Below are 26513 nucleotides of genomic sequence, written 5' to 3'. Positions count from 1 at the left end.
TCAGAGCGGTGGTGGCAATCCTGACCACAGGATTGCCATGATTGTTACTTATCAATAATCATCGTCAAACGCCGGACCGGCATAGTTGTCGAACCGGGAGAACTGACCCTGGAAGGTGAGGCGCACTCTTCCGATAGGGCCGTTACGCTGCTTGCCGATGATAATCTCGGCAATCCCCTTGTCCGGGCTGTCATCGTGATAAACCTCATCACGATAGATAAACATGATCAAATCCGCATCCTGCTCGATGGAGCCAGATTCACGAAGGTCAGAGTTGACCGGGCGCTTGTCGGCCCGCTGTTCCAGGCTTCGGTTGAGCTGGGAGAGCGCCACCACAGGGCACTGCAGCTCTTTCGCCAAGGCCTTGAGGGAGCGAGAGATCTCGCCGATCTCTAGGGTACGGTTGTCAGAGAGCGCCGGCACCCGCATCAGCTGCAGGTAGTCCACCATGATCATGGATAGGCCACCGTGCTCGCGCGCCACCCGACGGGCACGGGAACGTACATCGGTCGGAGTGAGGCCGGAGGCGTCATCGATATACATCTTGCCCTTCTCCAGCAGCAATCCCATGGTGGAGGAGAGGCGTGCCCAATCCTCGTCGTCGAGCTGACCGGTACGCACCTTGGTCTGATCGATGCGACCGACCGAGGCGAGCATACGCATGATGATCTGCTCGGAGGGCATCTCCAGCGAGAAGATAAGCACCGGCTTGTCGGCAGTGAGGGCCGCATGCTCACAGAGGTTCATGGCAAAGGTGGTCTTGCCCATGGAGGGACGGGCCGCCACGATGATCAAGTCCGAACGCTGCAAACCGGCGGTCATCTTGTCGAGATCGTTGTAACCGCTCGATACCCCGGTCACCCCGTTGTGCGGCGTCTTGAACAGCTCTTCAATCTTGTCGACGGTCTGCTCGAGGATGAGCTTCAGGGGCTGGGGCCCCTCGTTGGCGCTGGTGCGCTGCTCGGCAATCTTGAATACCTTGCTCTCGGCCAGATCCAGCAGATCGCCGGAGGTACGGCCTTGCGGCTCGTAGCCCGCTTCGACTATCTCGTTGGCGACCGAGATCATCTCCCGTACCACCGCCCGCTCGCGCACGATTTCGGCGTAGGCGTTGATGTTGGCGGCACTCGGGGTGTTCTTGGCGATCTCCACCAGATAGGCGAAGCCGCCCGCCTCTTCCAGCTGTTCGGAGCGCTCCAGCTCCTCCTGCAGGGTAATGAGGTCGATGGGGTTGCCCGCGTTGGAAAGGCGGGTCATGGCCTGGAAGATCAACCGGTGCGGACGGCTGTAGAAATCCTGATCGATAACCCGTTCGGCAACCCGATCCCAGGCATCGTTATCCAGCATCAGGCCGCCCAGTACGGACTGTTCGGCCTCAAAAGAGTGGGGAGGAACTTTCAGCTGTTGTGTCTTGGCGTCTTTTTTCGCCGTCACTTGCTCTGCCATACACATAAAAACCGCAGCGGGAAGGGGACGGGAATTTTACAAAAGAAAGCCAACTACGGCGAGCCCTATCTGGCGGCTCATACCATCATAAAGGGCCAAACCAGAGTCTGCTCTACCTTGACCATTTTGATTTTGCTTCGCATTTTGCGCTCCTTGCGACTCAATCTTCTGCTTTTCATCCGGTTTACTCCTCTTGTTTGACGCCGCATCGCGGCAACCTCGTTCATGAATAATTCATGCCAGAGGTGATATTGATGAATACAAGCTGCGACACAATTAGGGACAGGCAGCCTGCCATGCGCCTTGCTGAGCTTGCCAAAGCGGAGCATGCCCCACCCACAGACGAGAGTGAAAAGAGTCAAAATGAAAAAGATGCTGACCCTGTTTGCCGTGATCCTGGCCATTGGCCTGGGGGCACCTCACGCCGAAGCCAAGAAATTTGGCGGCGGCAAATCCTTTGGTAAAAGTTACAAAACTGCGCCGGCCCAGCCTGCGGCCAAACCGGTCGACAACAAGAATCCGACACTGAATGCCCAGACTCCGCCGAAAAAGAGCGGCATGATGGGTGGCCTGCTGGGCGGCCTGCTGGCTGGCGGCCTGTTTGCCTACCTGCTGGGCAGCGGTGCCTTTGAAGGTCTGCAAGGAATGGACTTCCTGCTGATCGCCCTGCTGGCGCTGGGTGCCGTCTTCCTGATCCGTACCCTGCGCAAGGGCAAGGTCGCGACGCCACAGCCACAACAGGCGGCCTATGCGGGCTATCAGCCACCGCAATCCGCGGCCCCGCAACAGTTTGAGCAGAGCAACAGCGCACCGCAAGCCACCGGCTTTGCCGACAGCGACGTGCCGTTCCGCCTGCCGCCGGGCTTTGACATGAACAGCTTCCTGGCCGGTGCCCGCGATCACTATCGCACCCTGCAAGAGGCATGGAACAAGAACGATCTGGAAAAAGTGCGTGAATACGTCAGTCCCGAGCTGTTCGAGCAGCTCAAAGCCGAGCGCGCCGAACTGACTGGCGACCAGCATACCGAAGTGATGTATGTGGATACCCAGCTGGTGCGCGCCGACTACGGCAGCGATTGGGCTCAGGTGAGCGTGCGCTTCAGCGGCCGCTACATGGACCGTCAGGAGCAGGTCGAGGAAGATATCAAAGAGGTGTGGCACCTCGAGCGCGATCTGGCCAAGAACAATGCCCCCTGGCATATCGTCGGTATCGAGCAGCTGTAAGGTTTAGATTGTCACTACGCAAGAGGCGGCCCATGGGCCACCTCTTTTCATTTCATCCCCTCACCTGACCTCCTACAGGCGATGGCTATCGTCATTGATAATTGAAGAGTTGTGACCAATCCCAAGATGACATGTCACCACGCACATAACGACAAAGGGCAGCCACCGGCTGCCCTTTGGGATCACATCTGGGGGTATGCGCCCCGCAGACGAATCAGTTACACCCTTCGGTAGAGGCTGAGTTCAGGTAGCTCACCTCATTGCCTGGCTGATAATCGGCCACGTTGATGGTCTTCTTGATCTCGATGTACTCCTTCAGCACGGCAGCATCGACCAAACCGGCGTTGATGGTATTGATCTTCGGATAGCCGTCACCACCGGAGGCGCTGAAGCTCGGGATCGCGAAGCTGTAAGTTGCTGCCGGATCAAACGCCTTGCCACCGATACTGGTGATATTGACGCTCTTGGCCTGACAATCTACCGCCATGTTGATACCGCCAAACTGGGCATAACCACCGGTATTGCGGGTCTTGCTTGCCACCTGGCCCAGATAGGTCGCCAGCTCGCTTCCCTTCATGACAGCCTTGTTGACCGTGTTGCCAAACGGGTGCACCAGCAGCACGCTGCGGTAAGTGATATCACCGGCCGGGATGCTGTCACGCACGCCGCCTGAGTTGACGATACCAAAGTCGACCCCCAGCTTGCTGCTGGTCGCCGTGGTGATGAGGCGACCCAGGTTGGTCTGCTTGTTGCGAACCGAGTTGCGATCACCAACCAGCAAGCCATCCGCCGAGCCAATGACAACATTCAGCTCTTGCTGACCTTTCTCCTGATAACCCAGCAGGGTGTTATACAGCTCGGGATCCTTGGTGATCTCGTCCTGTACGAACTGCATCTTGGCCGGATCCTTGGTTACGGCGCCGTTGGCATCGATCGCCTCGCCCTTGGCGTTGCGCTTGATCAGGTTGACCGGGATCAGGTCATAGCTGGTCAGGGTCAACTTGCCATTCTGGTACTCAAACTGGGCACGGCCCACATACTTGCCCCACTCGTGGGCCTGCATGATCCAGGTGCCGTTTTGCTGATCCGGTTGGCAGTTATCACCCGGTTTGAAATTGGCGTACTTGTTGGTGGTGCCCGGCTCCATACAGACCGGATTCTGGGAGTGGCCACCAATGATGGCATCCAGAGTCCCTGCCGGCAGTGCACGAGCCATCTCTACATCGCCCGGCGCATTGCTGCCGTGCTGACCATTCTCGTAATGGCCCATGTGAGTGATGGCGAAGACCAGATTGGCCTCCTTGTTGCTGCGGATCTGCTGGCCCAGTTTGGCCGCCTCGCTGGTCGGATCGCGGAACTCCAGGGTCTGCACGTTGTTGGGATCAACCAGCTGGGCGGTATCCTCGGTAGTCAGACCCAGTACGGCGACCTTGAGACCGCTCTCCAGCTTGAACACCTTGTAGGGGTCAAAGTAGTGCTTACCGCTGGCCTTGTCATAGATGTTGGCCGAGAGCATGGGGAACTGGGCCCACTTGCGCTGCTTCTCCAGCACGCTGAGAGGGTTGTCGAATTCATGGTTGCCCACTGCCATGGCATCGTAGCGAATGTTGTTCATCGCCATGAAGTCAGGCTCGGCATCCTGCAGATCGGACTCCGGCACCCCGGTATTCACATCACCACCGGAAAGAACCAGTACGTCACTGCCAGCAGCCTTGGCATCGGCACGCAGCTGCTCGACCAGAGTCTTCTGGGCAGCCATACCATACTCATTTTCAGCGTTGTGCCAGAAACGGCCGTGGGTATCGTTGGTGTGCAGGATGGTCAGTTTGCAGACATTTTCGGTGCAGGGTGCAACGGTGTCATTGCTCGAGGTATTACAGCCAGTCAGTGCAGCAAGCACGGCCAGTGCCACGCCGCCTTTGATAAAGTTATTATTCATTTCCATATCACCTTGATTGTTTTGTTATTTATCAACCCTGTCCAGCGGGTCGGGCGCCAATATAACAAACAACAGATGACCGTTTTTCATCGATGACTCACAAATTCTGCTAATTGTGATCTTCGGCCCAGCATCCGGCTTCCTGCTGATTTATCAGGTTTTTTGTTGAGCAGTCACTCACTTGCCCCCCTCCCGCACCAAGGAGGCGCCACCCGGACGCGCCTTTATGGCATACTCCCCAGCCAGCCATGCCCGAGGAGATGATTTGATGGCCAAGTACGACAAGATTTCCCCCGAGACCCAGCAGGAGGCGATGAAAATTGCCCGTGCCAACCAGAAGCCGGGGCAGAGCAAGGAACAGACCCAGCTTATCGCGCAAGGGATCCAGAAAGGCATCGACGAATACAAGAAACAGATGAAGGCGCGGGCCCGCGAAGCGAGCCGCCAGAAAAAATTGCAGGCCAAAGCCAGGCAACCACAGGGCGCGCCACAACCCGAAGAGCAAGACGCTCAGCTGGAGCTGGTTGAAGTAAGCCATCAGCATCCCCTGCCCTGGATCTTGCTGGTGCTGAGCTGGCTGGGATTTGCTGCAGCCTGGTTCTGGTTGCACTAAGACGCGCGAGCAAACCTTTATCCGGGATCCTCTTCACAGCCCGGGCCCGGGCTGCTGGTGATTACCTGCGAAGAGTGGTTAAATCCCGCGCCTCTTGCACCGGACAACCGGTTTTTTGACGATCAGTTTTCAGGAAAGATGTTATGAACCCCGCTCCGCTCTATCTGCTGGCCCCTTTTGTTCTGTTCCTTGTGACCATGCTGCTCTATCGCATTTCGCCGCTGCGGGCGGTCGCCGCCGGTGGGGTACGCTGGTTTATCCTCCCCGCCTTCACCCTGTTCATTTTGCTGATCATCATCAATGGAGCCGCCAATCCCGCCCTGCGCGATCCGGCATTCCACTGGTTGATGCCGGGGCTTGGCTTTGCCCTGAGCCTGTTTCCGGCCCTGCCCAAGGCGCTGGTGCCACGGCTCGCCATCAAGGAGGGGGCCTTTGCCGCCCTCGGTCTGATGCTGATGAGCCTGGCCATGGTCTATTGAGCAACTGGCCACAGCCGTTAACATGACTCAAGGGGCGCTCTGTGACGTGCGCCCCTTGTACAAACAATGGCCTGCAGGCATCTTGATGACAGGATAACCAGCAAGGAGGCCAAATGGACAATCCGCCCGATTTCATGGCGCTGTGGGATTATCAGGATCCCGCCGCCAGCGCCCTGCGTTTTCATACCCTTCTTCCCGAAGCGCGCGCCGCTGCCGACCTGCAACTCGAACTGGAGTTGCTGACCCAAATTGCCCGCACCCATTCGCTGCAGCGCCAGTTTGCCGAAGCCCACCAACTGCTCGACGAGATAGCGCCTCGCCTCACCGATAAAACCCCCAGAGCGCGGATCAGGGCCCTGCTGGAACGAGGCCGCACCTTTAACTCGGCGGGCGACAAAGCCAGTGCCAAACCGCTGTTTGAACAAGCCTGGCAGTGGGGACTCAAGGAGAAGGAGACCTATCTCGCCATCGACGCCGCTCACATGATCGCCATCGCTGCACCGCTGGAAGAGCAGAGCCGCTGGCATCAACTGGCGATGGAGCTGGCGGAGCGCAGCAGTGACGAGAAGGTGCGTGGCTGGCTGGCCCCCCTTTACAACAATCAGGGCTGGACTCTGTTCGAACTGGGTCGCTTTGAGGAGGCGAAAATCCAGCAGCAGAAGTGTCTGGCCTGGCATCTGCAACATAACCAGCCGGCCAAGGCGTTTATCGCTCGCTGGAGTCTGGCTCGCCTGACTCGGGCCCAGGGTCAGCACCAGCAGGCGCTGGCAGAGCTGCACCAGCTCAAGGCCGATATGGCCGAGGCTGGCGAACCTGAGGATGGTTATCTGTTCGAGGAGCTGGGGGAGAATGCCTTGGTGCTGGACGATCCGCTGGCCGCGGAATACTTCTCCCGCGCCTGGTTTCTGCTGTCACAGGACCGCTGGTTCAGCGCCAACGAGGGGGAGCGACTGGCCCGCCTCAAGCGCCTCGCCAAACTCTGATCCCCCAAAATAGAAAGGGCGGCACGCTAGCCGCCCTTTCTGCTGGCAAGATGGTTCAGGCCCGATTGGACCCCTCCCACCCCTGCTTTTTACGGTAAATGGTGGAGGGGCTGATCTCGAGCAGTGCCGCCGCCTTGGGAATGTTGCCGTCACAGCTGGCGATGGCCTGTTCGATCACCTCTTTCTCCACCAGCCAGAGCGGACGAATTGGCCCGTTGGCCACCCCGGTGGCTGCCGGAACCGATGCCACCGCTGCCGCAATCGCAGTCGGTAGCTGGGGACGAACCCCATTGAGCGGTGGCGGCAGAATATCCGGGCTCACCAGCTCCTTGTCATTGAGCACCACGATATTGCGTACCACGTTTTGCAACTCGCGTACGTTGCCAGGCCAGGGGTAGTCAAGCAGCACTCGCGCCGCCTCAACATCGAAATCCTTGAAGCGTTTGTTCTCCTCCTTGGCGTAGCTCTGCAACAGGGTACGCGCCAGCAGCAGGATATCCTCGCCCCGCTCCCGCAGCGGCGGCAGGGTGAGGGGAATGACGTGGAGCCGATAGTAGAGATCCTCGCGAAAACGGCCCGCTTTTACCTCTACCAGCGGATCCCTGTTGGTGGCGCAGATAAAGCGCACATCCACCGTCTCGAGCTTGCCGCTACCGACCCGCTGCACTGTGCCGGTCTGGATAAAGCGCAGCAGCTTGCTCTGCAGATCCAGGTCCATCTCGCAGATCTCGTCGAGAAACAGGGTACCGCCATCGGCCAGACTGGCCGCCCCCTTGCGATCCCCCTGCGCACCGGTAAAAGAGCCCTTCACATGACCGAAGATCTCGCTCTCCATCAAATCATGGGGAATGGCGGCGCAGTTGAGGGCAATAAAGGGCTGTTCGCTGCGGGGACTGCACTGGTGAATCGCCTCGGCACACACCTCTTTGCCGGTGCCGCTCTCGCCAGTGATAAAGACGGTCGCCTTGCTGGGCGCCGCGCTTTCGATGATGCGATAGACCGCCTGCATCGACATGGAGGCGCCGATAAAACCGAAGAAGGAGCTACGCTCGAAGTTTTCCCGATAGTGGGCAACCAGCGAGCTCAACTGCTGGTGTTTCAAGGCATTGCGAACAGTGGCGCAGAGCCGCTTGCTGTCAAACGGCTTGGTCAGAAAATCGAAGGCACCGAGGCGCATCGCCTCCACCGCCACATCCACCGAGCCGTGGGCGGTGATCACCACCACCGAGCAGGGCAGTTGCTGTTCGGTGATCATTTGCAGAATATCCATACCGGACATATCCGGCAGCTCCAGATCCAGCAGCACCACGGGGGGAGGACTTGCCAACAACTGCGCCAACGCTTGCTGACCACAGTCGGCCAGCACCACCTCATACCCCTCCTGGCGCAGGTACTGTTCATAGACCACCGCCAGACTACGGGTATCTTCCACCAGCAGGACACGCGATTTATTTTCAGCCACTGGACTCATCCTTGTATTTGATTCTGCGATCTATTTTGCCTTATTTTCGCGCGCAAACCCAACGCCAAGACAGCTCTGTTATCCCGCGATTGCAGGGAATACACAAGTAAAAACGGCTCCTTAAGGAGCCGTTTTTAACTACAAGAAGGGATTACTTCTTGGCATCGTCTGCAGTCGGCTTCTCGATAGCCAGCAGCTCAACGTCAAACACCAACACGGCGTTCGCCGGAATGGAGCCTGCACCGTGCTCGCCATAGGCCAGCTTGGACGGCAGGAAGAACTTGAACTTGGAGCCAACCGGCATCAGCTGAACGCCTTCGGTCCAACCCGGGATAACCTGGTTGAGCGGGAAGGTAGCCGGCTCGCCGCGATCGACGGAGCTGTCGAACTTGGTGCCGTCGGTCAGGGTACCGGTGTAGTGAACCTTGACGATGTCGGTAGATTTCGGCTTGGCGCCAGTGCCCATCTTCTCGACCACGTACTGCAGGCCGGATTCAGTGCTCTTCACACCCTCTTTCTTGGCGTTGGCAGCCAGGAACTCTTCGCCCTTCTTCAGATTCTCAACGGCGTCTTTCTCGGCCTTGGCCTTGGTCAACTCGTTGATCTTGGCGTCGTAATCCTGCAGTACCTTCTGGATCTCTTCATCAGTCATCTTGGCTTCTTTGCCCAGACCGTCAGTCACCCCTTTCAGGATCACGGCGTTGTCCAGTTTGATGCCCAGTTCCTGCTGACGCTCCAGGGTATTGGCGATGTAACGACCCATGGAGAGGCCAATTGCGTAGCCAGATTGCTCTTCAAAGCTCTTGGCTTCGGCCTTGGTCGCCTCTGCCGGCTTGCTGGCTTCTGCCTTCACTTCGGCGGTATTGGCCGCAGCAGGCTTCTCGTCTTTTTGGCAAGCAGTCAGACCGACGGCAACGGCCGCCGCCAACAGGGACACCTTCAGAAATTTGTTCATCAGTTTCTCCAAACTCCAAATACCGCTCTCGGTTCCATCGTGAAATGAGAGGTTTATCGTGATAAGCGCCTTATACTAACGCCGTGATCGCAGGTAACAAAAGCGTGAGACCGCAAAAATGATAAAAAGTGCCATTTATCTGGTGAGCCTCTGTTTAATGCTCACCGGTTGCGAGCAGAGCTCCCAACCCAACCAGCAAATGCCCCTCGCCAGCACCAGTCTGCTAACCGCAGACCTCTCCAGTGATGGCCAGCAGGCCATCGTCTCCAGCATCGGTCAGGGCATCATCGTCTGGGACTTGGCACAAAACCGCCAGCGCTGGCGCTGGAAACAGTCCGATTCACCGGATGATCTAGTCTCCATCGTCCGTTTTGCCCAAGGAGATGGTTTCGCCGTTACCGCCACGGCGACCACCTTTGCCACCTGGCGGCTTCAGGACGGGCAGTCACAAGGCTACTACTCACTTCCTGAATCCAGGCTGAGGGACATCGCGCTCTCTGCCGACGGTCGTTATGTGCTGATCGGGCGGGAAGATGGCAAGGCCGAGTGGCTCGACACCCGAAGCGGCCGTCGCCTGCAGTTTCTGGGGCACACCGAACAGGTCAATACGGTGGATCTCTCCGCCAACGGTCGCTACGCCCTGACCGGCGGCAACGACTACAGCGCCTATCTGTGGGATACCCGTAGCGGGCAGGTGATCTGGCGGTTCAACCATGGTGGCCGGGTGATCATGGCCAGACTGGAGCCGAGCGGCCGCTACGCTTTCACCGCCGACAGCAGCCGGGCCAGCATCTGGGATCTGAAAACCGGCAAGGAGGTGAGTCAACTGCAATATGATCACCGCTTCGAGGTCTACACCAGCGCCCGCTTTGCCAACGATGGCAAGTGGCTCATCACCGGCGCCCCTTCCCGTCAGCTCTCCCTGTGGCAAGTGAGCGATGGTGCCCTGCTGCAGAGCTGGCGCGTCTCGCCGCAACCCAAGGTGAAACCGCCCAGCGCAGTAGTCTACGGCGTCGCTTTGCGCGACAATAGCCACCTTGTCAGTGCCAGCTCCAGTGGTCTGGCCGAAATCTGGACAATCAAGTAAGGACCCGAAGGCCCATGAGTCAGCAACTTAACGATCGCATCGAAACCCTGGAAACCCGTCTCGCCTATGCGGAGTACACCATAGAGCAGCTCAACGACGAGGTAACCACCCAGGGCCGTGAAATCGATCGACTCAAATACCAGATCCAGCTGCTGATCGACAAACTGCAAAGCGTACAGCCCAGCCAGATTGCCAGCATGGCCGAAGAGACCCCGCCGCCGCACTACTGATCCGGTGCCATCTCTGGTCAGGCAACATGGCTTGGCATAGCTGTCAGCCAATAAAAAAAACCCGCGTTCACGCGGGTTTTTTTATCATCGGCATGGCCGTGATCAGTGGTGATGGCCCTTGCCACCACAACCGCCGCCACCGCAGCAGCCGCCGTGGCCGTGATCCTCATCGTGGTCGTGACCATGACCACCACAGCAGCCGCCGTGATCGTGGTCATGACCGTGATCGTGACCGCAACCACCGGCACCGTGAACGTGGCCGTGGGCCAGCTCTTCGGCAGTGGCGGCACGCACGTCCTTGATCTCGACCTTGAAGCCCAGGGTTACGCCTGCCAGCGGATGGTTGCCATCCACTTTGACGAACTCTTCGGACACTTCAACCACGGTCACCGGACGGTGACCATCGTCGGTTTCAGCCACAAAAGTATCCCCTTCGGAGACTTCCATGCCGTCGAACAGCTCGCCCGGTACTTCTTGTACCAGTGTCTCGTCATATTCGCCGTAGGCCTGGCTCGGTGCCAGAGTCACTTCGAAGGCTTCACCTACCGCGCGACCTTCCAGCTCGGCTTCCAGGCCAGAGACCAGGTAACGGGTGCCGTGCAGATAGACCAGCGGCTCTTTGCCGACAGTGCTGTCGATGACTTCACCGTGCTCGTCGGTGACTGTGTATTCCAGCGTAACCACGCTCAGAGGAGCTACTTTCATGTCAGGATCCTGCGGATAGAAAAAAACGGGCTCAGAATACCCTAAAAAGCGGGCCGCGCATATGCCGTGCGGCGCCACGGAGTGACGAAAAAAACGGCAACAGCGTCAGCGAGGAGACCCGCACTCCACCCGCCGTTGCCACATCAGGGGCGAAACACCCCGATCACCTCTTCCGCCTCGCGAGTCTGCTTGTCGACCTCGGCAGGCGTTTGTACCTGGGTATCGCCACAGGCGACGCAGGTCACCTTCTCGACTCCATGCTCCAGATACAGCATCATGTTGTCCAACTTGCCGCACGCCGGGCAGACTGCACCGGCAATGAAGCGTTTTTTACGTCTGGTTTCCATATTTGTTACCTCCAGGCAGCATCATATCAGGGTTTTTACATGCATCACGCCATCGAGTATCACCATTTTTCCTGCCAGGGCCTGCACGCCGGCAACCGCAAACGAACTCCGGTCGGGCAGCTGTTGCGGATCACCCGGGGCGCCGCGCTGCTGAGACTGGGCCAACATGAGCTGTTGCTGCCGGCAGGCAGCAGCTTCTGGCTCTGCGCCGATGCCCTTGCGGCCTTCAGCCCCCTCAGCGGTTGCGAGTACGATCAGCTGAGCGTCTCTTTGCGCGTGGCTCAGCCGCAGCAGGCAGGCTGGCTACAAGCCACTCCGCTGCTCGATGCCCTGCTCGACTCTCTGGCCCGGTGGCAACGTCCGAAAGAGTGGCAAGGGGCCTACGGTCAGCGACTGCAGGTGATCCTGGATGAGCTGCAACAGTGCGCCATCAGCCAGCAGGGTTACGGTAAGCTGCAAGCCTGTTGGCAAGCGCTGGCCAATGGCCAGCCGGAGTCTCTGCAACTGTGGGCACAACAAGCCGATGTGCCGGTGGAAGGGAGTGAATTGCAACAACAGTGGCAACTGCTGCAGGCGCTCAGATTGCTCAAGGGCGGCAGCAAACCCGCGCAGGTGGCCAGCAAGCTGGGTTATGCCGATGAGGCCACATTGCAAGCGACCTGCCAGCTGTGGGGTGTTGGCGAAGATGGAGCTCAATAACCGGACACAGGTATGAATGCGCCAACTAAATTGGCTGAACGAGTCCAGTTTTTTGCCAGATGGTCGTTAACAAGGAAGGGCCATCCCCCCCGTAATCCTTTATGCTAAAGGCCTGAAGTGACTGCCAACCTTTCGACCAACAGGACATCTGCCATGACGAGCAAAGCCAATCAATCCCAGGGCATGTTGCTGTTTCACCTTTCAGCCCAGCAATCCTTTGCCATAGGCACCCTCAAGGTAAAGGAGATAGTCCCTTACACCCAGCTGACCGCCATGCCGCACTCGCATCCGACCGTGCTGGGGGCCGCCAATATGCGCGGCGCCACTATTCCGGTGATCGACATGGCGATGGCGGTGGGTTATCGCCCCATCAGCAAGGAGGAGATGCCCCACTGCTTCATCATCATCACCGATTGCCGCCGCACCCTGGTGGGCTTTCTGGTGCGAGGCATCGACAAGATCACCGAGTGCAACTGGCGCGATATCGAGTCACCTCCCGCCGCCCTCGGCCACAATGTGTTTGTGACTGGTGTCACCCGGGTCAATGACCAGCTGATCCAGCTGCTGGATGTGGAGCTGATCCTCTCCCGGGTCTATCCGGACGATCCGAGCCACCTCTATCCGGTGCTGACCGATGTGCAGCGGGAGCGGATCAAGCCGATGCGGATCCTGCTGGTTGATGACTCCTCGGTCGCCCGTCGCCAGCTGATGGCAGCCCTCGATTACATCAATATCCCTTATGAGGTCTGTACCAATGGCAAGGACGCACTGACCCTGATGCAACAACGTGCCAGCCAGCAGACCCCCATCGATATTCTGGTGAGCGATATCGAGATGCCTGGGCTCGATGGCTACGAGCTGGCCTTCGAGGTACAGAGCGACAGCAAACTGGCGGGGGCCTACATCATCCTGCACACCTCCCTCTCCAGCGAGATCAGTGTGGAGCGGGCCCATCAGGTGGGCGCCCATGAGGCGCTGACCAAGTTCGAGGCCAACGAGCTGATCCAGGCCATGTTGCGCGGTGCCGAACATCACGATCGCCTGCTGAAATAAGCCAATGACTGGCGGGAGCTGAACACCTCTCGCCCCTCTATCTTCGACCCAGACCGACGACGCCATGCTGACCGAAAGCCACTTCCACGCCCCCTGGTGGGCCCGCAATCCTCATCTGCAGACCATATTGCCCAAATGGCTGCGCCGGACTCCGGCCCGATTTGTGGCCGAGCGCTTCGAACTGACTGACGGGGATTTTGTCGATCTCGCCTGGAGCGGCGAGATCACGACAGATTCGCGACCACTGGTGGTGGTCTTTCACGGGCTGGAGGGGAGCATTCACTCCCACTATGCCAAGGGATTATTCACCCATCTGCAGCAAGAGGGCAGAGAGGCCGTGCTGATGCACTTTCGTGGCTGCAGCGGCGAGCCCAATCGCCACCTGCATGCCTATCACTCCGGCGCCATCGGTGATGCGCAGGAGCTGATTGCCGAGCTGAGCCAACGCTTCCCGGGCAAACCGCTGATCGCCATCGGCTTTTCACTGGGTGGCAATATGCTGGTCAACTTGCTGGCACGGGCCTGTCCTGCGGCATTGAAAGCGGCAGTGGTAGTCTCAGCCCCGCTGCAACTGGCCAGCTGTGCCGAACGGGTCAATCAGGGTTTCTCAAAGGTCTATCAGAACTATCTGCTGCGTACCATGCGCCGCAATTTGCTCAGCAAGATCAGCCAACAGCAGAAAGCGAGTGAACGCTGGCAGCCCCGGCAAGTGGAGCAGATTGCCACCCTGCGCGATTTTGACGAACTGGTCACCGCTCCGCTGCACGGCTTTCACAGTGCCAGCCACTACTACCAGAGCTGCTCGGGACTACCGCTGCTGGCTCAAATCCCCATCCCGACCCTTATCCTGCACGCCGCCGACGATCCCTTTATGTCACACGCGGTCATTCCCCGGCCGGATCAACTCTCGCCCACGGTGCGCTATGAGCTGAGCCAGCGCGGCGGCCATGTCGGTTTTCTGCACGGCACCCCCTGGCGGCCAAAGTTCTGGTTGGATGAGCGGATCAGTCACTGGATTGCCGAACAGACTCAGGGTGCGGTGCAGAACTGATTGCGACCCCCAGCCTTGGCCATGTAGAGGGCCTGGTCGGCCCGCGCCAGTAGCTGCTCACCACTCTCCCCGCCTTCCAGTGTCGCGATCCCCTGACTGATGGTCACCCGACTGGCAACATCGGATGCCAGATGCTCAAGCTGCAATTCGGCCAGCCCATCCTGCAGCCGCCGCGCTACCGCAGCGGCGCTCTGCCTGTCGGCATCGGGCAGTAGCAACACAAACTCCTCGCCGCCATAACGGGCGGCCAGATCCGCCTCACTGCGCACCGAACGCATCATCAACTGCGCCACCTCCCGCAGGCAGACATCCCCCGCCTGATGGCCATAGTGATCGTTAAAGCGTTTGAAGTAGTCCACATCGATGAGGATAAGGGCAAGCGGGGCGCCGCTCGACTGACTATGGGCTTTGCAGCGTTCGAGCTCCTGACTGAAGTGGCGCCGATTGGCAAGACCAGTCAGTGGATCCTGCTTGGCCAGTGCATCGAGGCGCCGCAACAGGGCCAGATTGTCATGCTCACGCATCACGGCCAATTCAAACCAGCGATGCAGCATCCGGCGACCAACCTCCAGCGCCATTATGGTACATACCACCTCAAGCAGATAAAGCTGCGGAAAATCCACCTCCAGCCACCACAAACGCGCAACGCCAAATAGCAACGGTACACTGAGATAGGCATACAACACGCGTCGGTCGGGATAAAACGCGATCAGCGCAGCCAGTAAATTGAGGCGCATGATCCCGTTGGCATAACTTGCCCCTCCTCGCAGCTCAACTTCACCAATGGTGAAGATATGCAGCGTCCAGACGCCCCCCCAGACCAGCATTACGACCAATGCGCACCATAGCCAGACTCGATCCTGCAGATGATTGCAGAGCAGGGCTGCAACCGGCAGCAGCAGCAGCACGACCATGACAAAGCCCAGCTCACTCTGAAAGCGCCATGGCAGAGTACCGTCACTGGCCAGGCCTGCCTGGCTGTAGACCTGGTAGCGTATCGCCAGAAACAGCACAACCAGCCAGTTCAGCAACCAGAACCAGACCATGCCGCGACTGATGGCCTGGCGACGAGCAAGATCCATGTGAGCCGATATCGTTGAGGGGGCCCGGCGTTGCTCTTCAGACAACATGTCTCACACTCCACGAAACGCGTAAAAAGAGGTTGCACTCATTTTATTGCGCACAACAATAGCTGACGGTTATACCCTTTTGCATCGAGATCCCTTCATGATAATCCCCTGGCAAGCGTTGGATGCCGATACCCTGACCAACCTGATCGAACAGTTTGTGCTGCAAGAAGGCACCGAATATGGCGAACATGATGTTTCGCTTGAAGCCAAAGTCGCTATGGTAAGGACTCAATTACAGCAAGGCATCGCCGTGATCGTCTATAGCGAGTTGCATGAATCGGTCAATATTGTGCCACGCGATCGTTTCAACGAGCCGTCTTGACCATCTCGGGTTCACGCCCGTATAACGAAACTCCCAAGGAAGAGAGCATTCTATGTCGGCCAAGCATCCCATTATCGCCGTCACCGGGTCGTCCGGTGCCGGTACCTCTACCTCCACCATCGCCTTTCGATCCATGTTCCACCAATTGGGTTATCAGGCAGCCGTGGTGGAAGGTGACAGTTTTCACCGCTACACCCGCCCCGAGATGGATGTGGCAATCCGCAAGGCACGTGAACAAGGACGCCACATCAGCTATTTTGGCCCCGAGGCCAATGACTTCGGCTTGCTGGAGAGCTTTTTTCAGGGCTATGGCCAGGATGGCACCGGCCAGTATCGCCGCTATCTGCACAGCTTTGACGAGGCGGTCCCCTTCAACCAGATGCCCGGCACCTTCACCCCCTGGCAGCATCTGCCGAGCGACACTGACCTGCTGTTTTATGAAGGGCTGCACGGTGGTGTGGTCACTGAGGATCACAACGTAGCCCGCCACGTGGACTTTCTCATCGGCGTGGTGCCCATCGTCAACCTGGAGTGGATCCAGAAGCTGATCCGCGATACCTCGGAGCGCGGCCACTCCCGTGAGGCCGTAACCGACTCCATAGTCCGCTCCATGGATGATTACATCAACTTCATCACCCCGCAGTTCTCGCGCACCCATATCAACTTCCAACGGGTGCCGACAGTGGACACCTCCAATCCCTTCAGTGCCAAGGTGATCCCGAGTCTGGACGAGAGTATGCTGGTGATCCGGTTTCGCGGCATAAAACAGGTCGATTTTCCCTATCTGTTGTCGATGATCGACGGCTCATTCATGTCACGAATGAATACCATCGTCGTGCCGGGTGGCAAGATGGGGTTTGCCATGGAGTTGATCCTTAAGCCACTCATCCAGCAACTACTTGAAACCGGCAAGATCACTTAAGCCAAGGAGTTCACAATGCGGTTAGCGTTTATCTCTGTGGTATTGGCCGCCCTGCTTGGCGGCTGCAGCAGCGGGCCGACGGCCCCCACGCTGGAGTCCGGCACCATGCTGGTTCGTCCGATTGGCAACTGGACCTATGGCGCAACCCCGCGCTACGCCCTGGCCGAGCAGTATCAATTCGCCGGTGAGCTGGCGGAAGGGTGGCTGGAGCCGATGCAGCAGGCGGTGAGCCGGGAGCTCAATGGCAAGGGGTGGCAGAGTGCGCCGCTCGACGAGGCGGATCTGTGGGTCGCCATAGGCGTCGCGGGCGGCAAGGATATGAGCGATGGCGAGATTTTCGCCCGCCTCGGCATGACGCCCGGGGTCTATGCCTCGGCCAACCAGCGCAAAGGCTCGCTGGCCATAGTGCTGCTCGATCGCAAAACCCAGAAAGCAGTCTGGAGCAGCATCATCCAGCTGACCAGCGATGTAAGCATTGCTGATAGCCAACGTCAGGCGCTCAGCCAGCAGCTCGCTGCCGAACTGCTTCATAGCGTCCCGACCAATTAACAGTTAATGCTGGCTTATTGAAAAGGGATGGATAGAAAAACGGCTTGCCTCCCGGCAAGCCGTTTTTTGTGGTCTCACAGTTTTGTCCCAGTCTGGTCTTGGCCAGACTGGGACACGAAGCTGCACGCCTTCAGATATCTGTGGACACTTATTTGAGCGTACAGGTCAGCAGCGTAACCCCTTTCTGGGTGAGGAGCGCCTGTTTCTCCTGATTCCAGAAGGTGGTCAGGCCGTCAGAATATTTGGCGCCAGACTCTGACTCCACACGCGCCAGTTTGTGGTAAACCCCGGCATAGGGGAACTGCACCATGTCAGCCTGGGCATCATAGGTAATGGCCAGCATCTCTTCGCCACACTGGTATTGGCTGTATTGATACTGGGTAGGTTGCGGGCTGCTGCACGCCGCCAGACCCAACAGGGGAAGCAGAGCGATCAATTTTTTCATTGCACTTTCCTTATGTGATGGCCTTATGTAATGGCCTTGTGCAGAGGCCTCATGTGACGGCCTTATGCCAGGGTACCAACGAAACAATCGTCAGTTATCAAGCTTCAACAATTTGATAACTATGGGTAATTTGTACCGCTTTTTCCAACATCAGGGAAACAGAACAGTATTTTTCCATCGACAGATCGACCGCTCTGGCCACCTGTTTCTCTGCCAATCCCTTGCCTGTCACCACGAAGTGCAGATTAATCTTCTCGAAAACCCGGGGCACGCTATCAACCCGTTCGCCACTGACCTCGACATGACAAGCGGTCACCGACTGGCGCGCTTTTTCTAGGATGGAGACCACATCAATAGAGCTGCAGCCACCGACCGCCAGCAGGATCATCTCCATCGGGCTGGCCCCCTCACCGGGGTTGGCTCCATCCAGGATCACCTTGTGACCGGATTCACTCTCACCCACAAACTTCATCCCTTCCACCCAGCTGACCTTGGCTTTCATCTCGCACTCTCTCCTGTTAATCGTGATGATGGATCCCTAGCATAACCCAGTCGCTTATCTCTGCCGAACAGGGGGAGTTGGGATGGAAATAGATCAAAATCAACATCTCCGACCTCTATCTTCCCTAGAATGGCCGAAGCAGCGCAGCAGGCATTACCCAAAGGGCTCTTGCAAAAGGGCGCAAAGCCTTGTCAGCACAGACAAAGGCTCTTATCCTACTGCGACTAATACAAGGAATGGCAAGATTGGCAGCTTGCCCGGACGCACAAGTCCATAAAAAGACACTACAGAGGAATTCTCATGGTTATTGGCAAACCGCAAAGCGATCCCACCCTGGAATGGTTCTTGTCGCACTGCCACATTCATAAGTATCCCGCGAAGAGCACCCTGATCCATGCGGGTGAAAAAGCGGAGACCCTCTACTACATCGTCAAGGGCACTGTGGCCGTCTTGATCAAGGACGATGAGGGCAAAGAGATGATCCTCTCCTATCTGAACCAGGGTGACTTCCTGGGCGAGATGGGGATGTTCGAGGAGAACGAGAATCCCGAGCGTTCCGCCTGGGTTCGCGCCAAAGGCTCTTGCGAAGTGGCCGAGATCTCTTACAAGAAGTTCCGCCAGCTGATCCAGGTCAACCCGGACATTCTGATGCGTCTCTCTGGCCAGATGGCCAAGCGCCTGCAGCACACCAGCCAGAAAGTGGGTAACCTCGCCTTCCTGGATGTGACCGGCCGGATCGCCCAGACTCTGCTCAACCTGGCCAAGCAGCCAGATGCCATGACCCACCCGGATGGGATGCAGATCAAGATAACCCGTCAGGAGATCGGCCAGATCGTCGGCTGTTCCCGTGAAACCGTGGGCCGCATCCTCAAGATGCTGGAAGAGCAGGAGCTCATCTCCGCTCACGGCAAGACTATTGTGGTATTTGGTACTCGCTGATGCCCCATCAACAGGCCTAACTGAGGCCTTGGGATAAAAAAGGCTGCTACGGCAGCCTTTTTCGATCCTCTCCCCTATAATCCCGAACGCCCTTCACTGTTCCGGCATTCGCCCAGAGAGTTACTATGCATCTTCAATGTCCCCGCTGCCGCAGTCCGCTCCATCTTCATGAAGCCTCCCAGGGGCGCTATTGCGACAACAAGCATCACTTCGATCCGGCACCGGAAGGTTATCTGGACCTCATCCCCGGCAAGAAAAACCCCAAAGACAGCGACAGCCGCGCCCTGATGCGCGCCAAACACCATTTCCTGGAAGCCGGCAACCAACTGCCGCTGGTCGAGGCCATGGCCGCCCTGCTCTCTCCCCTTGCCCCGCAAGAGCTGGTTCATCTGGGATGTGGTGAAGGCTACTACTGCCGCGCGCTGGCAGAGCGCCTGCCCGGCTGGCAGTTTGCTGGGGTTGATATCGCCAAGAACACCATTTTTGCCGCCAAAAAAGCGCAGCCGGACGGCCAGTTTGTCATTGCCGATCCCGCTCGCGCGCCGTTGCAACCGGGCTCTGCTCAGGTGCTGCTGGTCAACGCTCTCAAGGTCAAGACCGAACAGCTGGTCAGCTGGCTGGCCCCCGGTGGCTATCTGCTCTATCTGCAGCCAGGCCCGCGTCATCAGTGGCAACTGCGGGTCAGCCTCAATCCGGTGAGTATGGAACACCCTTTAAGCTGGCCCTCGCTTGCCGGTCTCCGACTGGTAAGCCAGGAGCGCTGCCAGTTCCCTATCTCTATGGATCAGACCATGCGCGCCTTTATTCTGGAGACAAGCCGTCTCGGCTGGCGCGCCAACGGCGAACAGCGCCATGCCTTTATCCAGCAAGGCCCGGCACAGCTGGAACAGGATTTGCTGATGACACTGTGGCAAAAAGCAAGCTGACCGCCAGACAGGAGCACGGCAAGTGCTCCTGTCCCATTTTCCTCCCGCCACTCTTCTCCCCCTTCGTGATACGCCTCACAACTTGAGTCATCGACCTTATTGGTCAGGCCAGTTTTAATGTCAAAACAGCCAATAGAGAATAATTCATTGAATTTAATCTCTTTTTAACCTGTCAAAAAACGTCATATCCAGTATCAACAGCGCCCTTCAGCACCAAATTAAACGACGACAGATTCAGGCCCAGTCAAGGTTCAAGCGCCTACCGTGTGGCTATCGGACCCTTTCCGATTTCCATAGAACCGACCACAGGTTCGGAAGTGTTTACATCAGAGGAAATAAGGATATGAAAAAGTCTGCACTGACTATGGCCATCTCCAGCTTGCTGCTGGCCAGTGGCGCCCACGCTGCTACCGTTTACAACCAGAACGACACCAAGCTGGATATCGGTGGCCGTGCCCAGGGTGCCTACTACGGCACTGACAACAACAGCGCCGAAGGAGATCAGAGCTACTTCCGTCTGCACGTTGCTGGCGAGACCAAGATCGCTCCCGAGATGAAGGCATTCGGCTTTGCCGAATACAACCTGCCGACCTCCGGTTCTGACAACGATGAACTGCGTTACGCCTATGCCGGCATCCAGCACGACCGCTTCGGTGCCTTCAGTTATGGCCGTCAGGATGGTCTGTTCACCAAGGCCGTAAACAACTATACCGACGTACTGCCCGAATGGGGTGGTGATGGCCTGGGCAAAGATACCGAAGTATTCGGTACCGGCCGTACCAACGGTCTGGCTCAGTACATCTTCAACTACGAAGGTCTGACTCTGGGTGCCCAGTTCACTGGTAACAATAACCCGCAAAATGCTGGCCGCAGCGCCATTGCCGAGTCCTTCAACGGTAACCTCTACAACGGTGAGAGCTGGAACAGCACTGGTTCCAAAGAGGGCTTTGCCTTCTCTGCCAACTATGACTTCGATATGGGTCTGAGCCTGGGCGCTGCATACAACCAGGCTGGCAAAACTGCCGAACAGGCCCGCTACGCAGCCTTTGGCGGCGAGAAAGATGCCAAGCTGATGGGCTTCGGTGCCAAATATGCTGCAGGCGACCTCTATCTGGCGGCAACCTATTCCCACGGTGAGAACCACCTGTTCGTCAACAACGGCTACGCCGAGAAGATGGATGGTTACGAAGCCGTTGCCCAGTACACCATCGGCAAGTTCAAGCCTTCTCTGGCTTACCTGCGCACTGACGTCAAAGATACTGCCCACGGCATTGACGACACCTACACCGAGTACGTATCCATCGGTGCCTGGTACAACTTTACCGAGAACTTCAACGCCTACGTTGACTACAAGCTGAACCTGCTTGACTCTGTTGATGGCAAGTCCACCAACTCTCTGGGCAAGAACACCGACGACGTTGTTGCTGTCGCCCTGCAGTACAACTTCTAAAAGGTTGACTGTCGGTTATACCCTGTGAAACCAATGTCTACTGTTTGAATTTCTTCCGGCCGCTCTGCGGCCGGTTTTTTATTGCGCGTTTTCAGCACCTTGCATATAACTATCGAGCGGATAGCTGTAATTTCAGCCCGTTGGACAAGCAAGGATGCGCAAAGAGGGGAGCAGGGATGACAGAGTTACTCGGAAAACGGTGGGGGCCACTGTGGCCAGTGTTACTGTTGCTGGTGAGCATCGGCTGGAGCGGGAATAGCGCCGCCAGTAGTGAGCGCAACCTCTATCAGCAGCTTGGGCTGGCCGGCAAACTCGACAGACAAACCTTTCAAAAAGCCCTTGTCAGCTATCAAAGCGTACGCAGCAAGCAAAAATCCATCCTGACCATCATTGATTACAGCAAGCCTTCGACTCAGCGCAGGCTGTTCGTCATCGACATGAAACGTCACAAACTGCTTTATCACACCTGGGTCAGTCATGGCCGCAACTCTGGTGAACTGGCCGCAGAGCGCTTTTCCAACCAGCTCAACTCCCGACAAAGCTCCCTCGGTGTCTATCGTACCGCAGAAACCTACTTGGGCAAGCATGGCTACTCCCTGCGGCTGGATGGGCTCAGCCCCGGCAAAAACTGCAATGCCCGCAAACGTGCCATCGTGGTGCATGGCGCCGCCTATGCCAGCCCAAACCATCTCCGCAAATATGACAAACTGGGCCGCAGCTGGGGCTGCCCCGCCCTGCCAAAGGAACAAGCCAGGGCCATCATAGATACCATAAAAGGGGGCAGTGTCATCTACGCCCACGGCTAGCAACGACACCATAAAATACAAGGCCAGCAATCGCTGGCCTTGTTTGTCACGCTCTCACACTAAACGGGACGAGTTATTGGCGCACCACCAGGACCGGGCACGGAGCATGACGCACCACGGATTCGGCAACGCTGCCTACCAGCAGATGGCTGATGCCGGAGCGGCCATGACTCCCCATAACGATCAGTTCAACCTCGTCTTCCTTGGCCTGGATAATGATTTCATCCGCCGCCCTGCCAAAGCGAATATCAAACGTTGCCGGGATAGGCAGGGTTGCAATCAGCTCTTTGAGTTGGGCTCTGGCCTGACGCTCCATTTCGTGAGTGATCTCAACGGCTGTCATATGAAGAATTTTGTAACTGTCAAAGCCGTGCAGTTGGTCTACGACATGGATCAGCTTGAGCTGGGCCTCATGGCTCTGCGCCATGAAGACGGCATAGTCGAGTACCGCACGGGACATTTGGGAAAAATCGACAGGACAAAGCAGAGTTTTGATCGATGGCATAATGCAGTCTCCTCTACTGATTGGGGTACTATTGAATCTTGAGATCATCATAACCATCAGATTGAAAATAACTCTCGACCCTGTCGCAAAATGAACATCAGGGATTTTTTCTGTACGCCGTCGCCATCAATGCCATGGTATAAAGTAGGGTATCAGTGTTTTTCCCTCTGCCCCAACGAGGCCAGCTCTGACCATGCTACGCATCTGTCTGTTGCTCTATTGTCTGTTCACTGCGGCGAATTGCCGGGCAGAGTCTATTGACGTTTATTGCGATGATTGGCCCGGTTTTTGTCAAAAGGATGGCAAAGGCCTCTATCTGGATCTGGTGCGAGCCATCTACCAGCCTCACGGCTATCAGGTAACCCCCCATATTGTGCCCTATAAGCGCGCTCTCGCTGTCATTGCAAAAAAAGGGGGAGATATCGCCATGGGGGTATATCGCGATGAAGTCTCCGGCGTCCAGCAATCTCGCTATCCGGCATCAGCGGATGACCTGACCGTGTTCATGCTCAAGAAATGGCAACCCCAGTGGCAAGGGGAGAAAAGTCTGGAAGGGCAAACCGTGATATGGCGGCGGGGATGGGCATTCGACAAGTACATTGCGGTCACCATGCAGTGGCATGAAATTGACAGCGATGAGCTGGCTCTGCAACTGCTTGGTAAAGAGCGATATCGCTATTACCTCACTGCCGGCGTGCTCTATGTGGATGAGGCTATCCCTCCCGAGCTGCATCGCGTCTTCCTGCGCTGGATCCCGACCTATCCCATTTTTGCCGCTACCCAGCAAGGCAACCGGATGTTACAGCTCTGGGATAAGGGAATGGTTGAGTTGATCCGCAGCGGGGGTCTGGCAGAGATCTATAAGCACTATCAGCTCTATGACTACTATCAGGGTTTTATCGAAGAACTGGAACAGAAAGTGGCTGCCAGCCCTGCAGACTGAATGATAACGTTGCGCTAATTACTCTCCCCTCATTCCCTTGGCCAAGCGGTCATAGAGGATCACATTGACCGAGGCAGCCAGATTCATGCAGCCTTGAGTCGGCACATAAACCACATCTTTCACCGCGCCATAGAGGGCAGGATCGAGCGTGCCATCCTCCGGTCCGAAGATATAGAAGGCACGCTCCGGATGAACATAGTCTGGGAGTGGCGTAGCGCCGTCGATCAGATCGACCACCACGGGCACGCATCCCTGCGGGATAAACGCCATCAGATCATCCACCCCGAGCAGCGGGATCTTCTCCACCATCTGCTTGGTATCAGTGGCAAAGCGGCGCGCCAGCTCGAAACGGTTGCCGGTGTAGTAGACCTCGTCCACCCCGTAACAACCCGCAGCCCGCATCACAGAGCCGACATTTTCCGGAGACTTGGGATTGACCAGCCCCACGCAGCAGAATGCACTCTTTTCCATCATCTCTCCTCATCTTGCGGCGGCCATTATAAGCCGTTGCAAGGCCACCGACCCGTTAAAAGTCCCCTCCCCGGCTAAACCGCTTGCCAACCCAGCTTTGAATGTCGATTTTTTGTGCGCAAGCCGACAAATTTTGTACAAGTAGATAGCCAACAAACGTTTCCCAGCAATAATGGACAAACGTTTGTAAATGGATGTTTGTCTATGACTGAGCGTGAACAAGAGATCCTCGCCCTGCTGCGTCAGGATCCCATGATTGCCCAGCAGGAGCTGGCCGATCGCCTTGGCATCAGCCGCTCCGCGCTGGCCAGCCACATCTCAAGCCTGATCCGGCAGGGATATGTGCAAGGCAGAGGTTATGTACTGCGAGAGGGCCCCTACGTAGTGGTGATCGGCGGTGCCAATATGGATATTTGCGGCACCAGCCACGACAACCTGCTGCTCGGCGACTCCAACCCGGGCAAGGTGCGCACCTCGGCCGGTGGTGTCGGCCGCAATATCGCCGAGAATCTGGCGCGGCTCGGCAGTGATACCCGGCTGCTGACTGCAGTCGGCAACGACCAGTATGGTCATCATCTGCTGGAGGTAAGCCAGCGGGCCGGCGTCGATGTGCGCCAGACTCTGGTGCTCGATGGCCACACCACCTCCTGTTATCTCAGCCTGCATGATGGCAGCGGCGAAATGAGCTGCGCCATCAACGACATGGCCATCATAGAGCAGCTCACTCCTGCCCGCCTGACCCCACTCGGTGGCTTTCTCGGCGGTGCCCGGCTCTGGGTGCTCGATACCAATCTGGCCATCCACACCCTCGACTGGCTGTTTGAACGGCAAGGTGATCACGCCATCTTTGTCGATACCGTTTCGGTGGCCAAGGTGGAGAAGATCCGCCCCTGGCTCGGCAAGATCCACACCCTCAAACCCAATCGCAGCGAAGCCGAGCAGCTGTGCGGCATGACCATCGCCGGGCCCGAAACCTGGCCCATGGTGGCCGCCTGGTTCCACCGCGCCGGGGTCAAGCGGCTGTTCCTCAGTCTGGGTGAACAGGGGATCTTCTACAGCGATGGCGAGCAGCAGGGCCACCTGCCGGTGCTGGGCAGTCCGGTACTCAACGTCACCGGCGGCGGGGATGCCTTTATGGCTGGCCTCTCCCACGCCTGGCTGCAACAGCTCGACATTGCCCAGACCACCCGCTTTGCCCTGGGCTGTGCCGCCCTCACCGTCAATTGTTCCGATACCGTTTTTTCCGGTCTGAGCAAGACCGCCGTTGACCGCATACTGGAGGAGTACTCATGCTGAACGCTTACCTCGATATCCAACCGGAAGTCGCTGCCGCGCTGGCTGTCGGCAAACCGGTGGTCGCCCTCGAATCCACCATCATCTCCCATGGCATGCCCTATCCGCAGAACGTGGAGACGGCCCGTCAGGTGGAGCAGGTGGTGCGCGATAACGGCGCCATTCCGGCGACCATCGCTATTCTCGACGGCCGCCTCAAGGTGGGTCTGGATGCCGGTGCGCTGGAAGCGCTCGGCCGGGCAGGCCACAGCGTGACCAAGTGCAGCCGCCGCGATATTCCATTTGTGCTGGCACGCAAGGGGATGGGGGCTACCACGGTCGCCTCCACCATGATCATCGCCGCCATGGCGGGGATCCGGGTCTTTGCCACCGGTGGTATCGGCGGGGTACATCGCGGCGCGCAGGAGACCTTCGATATCTCAGCCGATCTGCAGGAGCTGGCACAAACGCCGGTGGCCGTAGTTTGTGCCGGTGCCAAGTCGATCCTCGATATCGGCCTGACCCTGGAGTATCTGGAGACTCAGGGCGTGCCGGTGATCGGCTATCAAACCGAGGGGCTGCCCGCCTTCTACACCCGCGAGAGCGGCTTCAAGGTCGATTATCGCCTCGATACCCCGGCGGCCATCGCCGAGGCGCTGCGCCTCAAGTGGGAGCTGGGACTGGCGGGCGGCGCCGTGGTGGCCAACCCCATCCCGACCGCACACGCCATGCCGAAAGCTGATATCGACGCAGCCATTGCCCAAGCACTGCGTGAAGCGGATGAGCAGGGGATCAAGGGCAAGGCGTCAACCCCCTTCCTGCTGGCCCGCGTCTGCGAGCTGACCGGCGGCAACTCACTGGCGGCCAACATTCAGCTGGTACTGAACAACGCGGCGCTTGGCGCCCGCATCGCCGCCGCGCTTTAATTGCACACCGATACCTCGCCATGTAAAAGAGGGCCTCGCGGCCCTCTTTGTTGTTTTTGTCCCGTCCTGAATATGGTTTACACCTTTCCCCCCAATAAATGGAGAACCCGATGGGACAAGGTGTGAAACGGA

Annotated in this window: 30 protein-coding genes; 19 read left to right on the top strand and 11 right to left on the bottom strand. The window is 57.7% G+C overall.

The features are described from left to right. Positions 1 to 51: 51 nt before the first annotated feature. Positions 52 to 1446: a replicative DNA helicase gene (gene dnaB / locus G5253_RS13800; RefSeq protein WP_026035132.1), complete on the bottom strand. Its 1395-nt coding sequence runs from the start codon at positions 1444 to 1446 to the stop codon at positions 52 to 54. Positions 1447 to 1809: 363 nt separating this feature from the next. Here dnaB and G5253_RS13795 point away from each other — a divergent pair, with 363 nt between their 5' ends. Beyond that, positions 1810 to 2670: a Tim44 domain-containing protein gene (locus G5253_RS13795; protein WP_005335275.1), complete on the top strand. Its 861-nt coding sequence runs from the start codon at positions 1810 to 1812 to the stop codon at positions 2668 to 2670. 214 nt (positions 2671 to 2884) lie between these two features. Here the strand turns inward: G5253_RS13795 and ushA are convergent, their stop codons facing one another. Further along, the gene (ushA, locus tag G5253_RS13790) at positions 2885 to 4609 is read right to left on the bottom strand and encodes a bifunctional UDP-sugar hydrolase/5'-nucleotidase UshA (protein ID WP_421203538.1); all 1725 of its coding nucleotides are present in this window, start codon (positions 4607 to 4609) and stop codon (positions 2885 to 2887) included. Positions 4610 to 4877: 268 nt separating this feature from the next. On the opposite strand from ushA, the gene G5253_RS13785 reads away from it, so the two are divergent. From G5253_RS13785 to G5253_RS13775, 3 genes are all read left to right on the top strand, one after another. After that, positions 4878 to 5222: a DUF2956 domain-containing protein gene (locus G5253_RS13785; RefSeq protein WP_421203537.1), complete on the top strand. Its 345-nt coding sequence runs from the start codon at positions 4878 to 4880 to the stop codon at positions 5220 to 5222. Positions 5223 to 5365: 143 nt separating this feature from the next. After that, positions 5366 to 5701: a hypothetical protein gene (locus G5253_RS13780; RefSeq protein WP_107684268.1), complete on the top strand. Its 336-nt coding sequence runs from the start codon at positions 5366 to 5368 to the stop codon at positions 5699 to 5701. Positions 5702 to 5814: 113 nt separating this feature from the next. Then, on the top strand, positions 5815 to 6684 hold the full coding sequence (locus G5253_RS13775) for a hypothetical protein (RefSeq protein WP_421203536.1): 870 nt from the start codon (positions 5815 to 5817) through the stop codon (positions 6682 to 6684). A 55-nt stretch (positions 6685 to 6739) separates the two neighbouring features. On the opposite strand, the gene G5253_RS13770 is transcribed toward G5253_RS13775, so the two are convergent. Together G5253_RS13770 and fkpA are read right to left on the bottom strand one after the other, a co-directional pair. Further along, the gene (locus G5253_RS13770; RefSeq protein ID WP_421203534.1) at positions 6740 to 8146 is read right to left on the bottom strand and encodes a sigma-54-dependent transcriptional regulator; all 1407 of its coding nucleotides are present in this window, start codon (positions 8144 to 8146) and stop codon (positions 6740 to 6742) included. Positions 8147 to 8297: 151 nt separating this feature from the next. After that, positions 8298 to 9101, bottom strand: coding sequence for an FKBP-type peptidyl-prolyl cis-trans isomerase (fkpA, locus tag G5253_RS13765; RefSeq protein ID WP_005335283.1), 804 nt, complete (start codon positions 9099 to 9101; stop codon positions 8298 to 8300). Between the two features lie 118 nt (positions 9102 to 9219). Between fkpA and G5253_RS13760 the strand changes: the two genes are divergently transcribed. Both G5253_RS13760 and G5253_RS13755 read left to right on the top strand, forming a co-directional pair. After that, positions 9220 to 10188 carry a hypothetical protein gene (locus G5253_RS13760; RefSeq protein WP_421203532.1) on the top strand — a complete coding sequence of 323 codons (969 nt, stop codon included), beginning with the start codon at positions 9220 to 9222 and terminating at the stop codon, positions 10186 to 10188. Between the two features lie 14 nt (positions 10189 to 10202). Beyond that, entirely contained in the window at positions 10203 to 10418 is a 216-nt protein-coding gene (locus G5253_RS13755) for a SlyX family protein (protein ID WP_216952985.1), read from the top strand. 102 nt (positions 10419 to 10520) lie between these two features. On the opposite strand, the gene slyD is transcribed toward G5253_RS13755, so the two are convergent. Both slyD and G5253_RS13745 read right to left on the bottom strand, forming a co-directional pair. Next, positions 10521 to 11123: a peptidylprolyl isomerase gene (gene slyD / locus G5253_RS13750; RefSeq protein WP_160881135.1), complete on the bottom strand. Its 603-nt coding sequence runs from the start codon at positions 11121 to 11123 to the stop codon at positions 10521 to 10523. Between the two features lie 143 nt (positions 11124 to 11266). Continuing rightward, on the bottom strand, positions 11267 to 11470 hold the full coding sequence (locus G5253_RS13745) for a YheV family putative zinc ribbon protein (protein WP_005335287.1): 204 nt from the start codon (positions 11468 to 11470) through the stop codon (positions 11267 to 11269). 39 nt (positions 11471 to 11509) lie between these two features. Between G5253_RS13745 and G5253_RS13740 the strand changes: the two genes are divergently transcribed. The 3 genes from G5253_RS13740 (at position 11510) to G5253_RS13730 (ending at position 14273) form a co-directional block, all read left to right on the top strand. Further along, positions 11510 to 12169: a hypothetical protein gene (locus G5253_RS13740; protein ID WP_227342037.1), complete on the top strand. Its 660-nt coding sequence runs from the start codon at positions 11510 to 11512 to the stop codon at positions 12167 to 12169. Between the two features lie 153 nt (positions 12170 to 12322). Continuing rightward, positions 12323 to 13222, top strand: a complete 900-nt coding sequence (locus G5253_RS13735; RefSeq protein ID WP_227342036.1) for a chemotaxis protein — start codon at positions 12323 to 12325, stop codon at positions 13220 to 13222. Positions 13223 to 13286: 64 nt separating this feature from the next. Then, entirely contained in the window at positions 13287 to 14273 is a 987-nt protein-coding gene (locus G5253_RS13730) for a hydrolase (RefSeq protein WP_227342035.1), read from the top strand. Here the strand turns inward: G5253_RS13730 and G5253_RS13725 are convergent. Beyond that, positions 14252 to 15355, bottom strand: coding sequence for a GGDEF domain-containing protein (locus tag G5253_RS13725; protein ID WP_227342034.1), 1104 nt, complete (start codon positions 15353 to 15355; stop codon positions 14252 to 14254). The genes G5253_RS13730 and G5253_RS13725 overlap by 22 nt on opposite strands. A 145-nt stretch (positions 15356 to 15500) precedes the next feature. On the opposite strand from G5253_RS13725, the gene G5253_RS13720 reads away from it, so the two are divergent. From G5253_RS13720 to G5253_RS13710, 3 genes are read left to right on the top strand one after another with little or no spacing between them, the layout of a single operon-like run. Then, on the top strand, positions 15501 to 15725 hold the full coding sequence (locus tag G5253_RS13720) for a YheU family protein (protein WP_216952980.1): 225 nt from the start codon (positions 15501 to 15503) through the stop codon (positions 15723 to 15725). Positions 15726 to 15777: 52 nt separating this feature from the next. Then, positions 15778 to 16647 carry a phosphoribulokinase gene (locus G5253_RS13715; RefSeq protein ID WP_157162054.1) on the top strand — a complete coding sequence of 290 codons (870 nt, stop codon included), beginning with the start codon at positions 15778 to 15780 and terminating at the stop codon, positions 16645 to 16647. A 15-nt stretch (positions 16648 to 16662) separates the two neighbouring features. After that, positions 16663 to 17196, top strand: a complete 534-nt coding sequence (locus G5253_RS13710) for a DUF4136 domain-containing protein (RefSeq protein WP_216952979.1) — start codon at positions 16663 to 16665, stop codon at positions 17194 to 17196. A 148-nt stretch (positions 17197 to 17344) separates the two neighbouring features. On the opposite strand, the gene G5253_RS13705 is transcribed toward G5253_RS13710, so the two are convergent. Then, positions 17345 to 17641, bottom strand: coding sequence for an MliC family protein (locus G5253_RS13705; protein ID WP_216952978.1), 297 nt, complete (start codon positions 17639 to 17641; stop codon positions 17345 to 17347). 97 nt (positions 17642 to 17738) lie between these two features. Next, positions 17739 to 18143: an OsmC family protein gene (locus G5253_RS13700; protein WP_216952977.1), complete on the bottom strand. Its 405-nt coding sequence runs from the start codon at positions 18141 to 18143 to the stop codon at positions 17739 to 17741. A 300-nt stretch (positions 18144 to 18443) separates the two neighbouring features. Between G5253_RS13700 and crp the strand changes: the two genes are divergently transcribed. The 4 genes from crp to G5253_RS13680 all read left to right on the top strand — a co-directional run bounded on the left by crp (position 18444) and on the right by G5253_RS13680 (position 22264). Further along, positions 18444 to 19082, top strand: coding sequence for a cAMP-activated global transcriptional regulator CRP (gene crp / locus G5253_RS13695; RefSeq protein WP_005335304.1), 639 nt, complete (start codon positions 18444 to 18446; stop codon positions 19080 to 19082). 125 nt (positions 19083 to 19207) lie between these two features. Continuing rightward, entirely contained in the window at positions 19208 to 20008 is an 801-nt protein-coding gene (locus G5253_RS13690; protein WP_421203528.1) for a putative RNA methyltransferase, read from the top strand. Positions 20009 to 20351: 343 nt separating this feature from the next. Then, positions 20352 to 21458, top strand: a complete 1107-nt coding sequence (locus tag G5253_RS13685; RefSeq protein ID WP_216952975.1) for a porin — start codon at positions 20352 to 20354, stop codon at positions 21456 to 21458. Positions 21459 to 21634: 176 nt separating this feature from the next. Then, complete coding sequence (locus G5253_RS13680; protein WP_216952974.1) at positions 21635 to 22264, top strand: murein L,D-transpeptidase catalytic domain family protein; 630 nt, start codon at positions 21635 to 21637, stop codon at positions 22262 to 22264. 73 nt (positions 22265 to 22337) lie between these two features. Here G5253_RS13680 and G5253_RS13675 read toward each other — a convergent pair whose 3' ends face one another. Beyond that, positions 22338 to 22769, bottom strand: a complete 432-nt coding sequence (locus G5253_RS13675) for a universal stress protein (RefSeq protein WP_216952973.1) — start codon at positions 22767 to 22769, stop codon at positions 22338 to 22340. 193 nt (positions 22770 to 22962) lie between these two features. Between G5253_RS13675 and G5253_RS13670 the strand changes: the two genes are divergently transcribed. Further along, complete coding sequence (locus G5253_RS13670; protein WP_421203526.1) at positions 22963 to 23712, top strand: substrate-binding periplasmic protein; 750 nt, start codon at positions 22963 to 22965, stop codon at positions 23710 to 23712. An 18-nt stretch (positions 23713 to 23730) separates the two neighbouring features. Here G5253_RS13670 and G5253_RS13665 read toward each other — a convergent pair whose 3' ends face one another. Next, entirely contained in the window at positions 23731 to 24183 is a 453-nt protein-coding gene (locus G5253_RS13665; protein WP_100653003.1) for an RNA methyltransferase, read from the bottom strand. A gap of 204 nt (positions 24184 to 24387) precedes the next feature. On the opposite strand from G5253_RS13665, the gene G5253_RS13660 reads away from it, so the two are divergent. Beyond that, positions 24388 to 25479 (top strand): PfkB family carbohydrate kinase, encoded by a 1092-nt coding sequence (locus G5253_RS13660; protein ID WP_421203524.1) that lies wholly within the window; start codon positions 24388 to 24390, stop codon positions 25477 to 25479. After that, a complete protein-coding gene (locus G5253_RS13655; RefSeq protein WP_421203522.1) occupies positions 25473 to 26381 on the top strand; it encodes a pseudouridine-5'-phosphate glycosidase in 909 nt (302 codons plus the stop codon). Before G5253_RS13660 ends, G5253_RS13655 begins: the two co-directional genes overlap by 7 nt. The last annotated feature ends 132 nt before the right edge of the window (positions 26382 to 26513 follow it).

The sequence above is a fragment of the Aeromonas sp. 602658 genome (genome assembly GCF_049173005.1).
Taxonomy (GTDB): Bacteria; Pseudomonadota; Gammaproteobacteria; order Enterobacterales; family Aeromonadaceae; genus Aeromonas; species Aeromonas veronii_A.
Note: the sequence above shows the minus strand (reverse complement) of the source record. Positions and strands in the feature narration are given on the sequence as shown.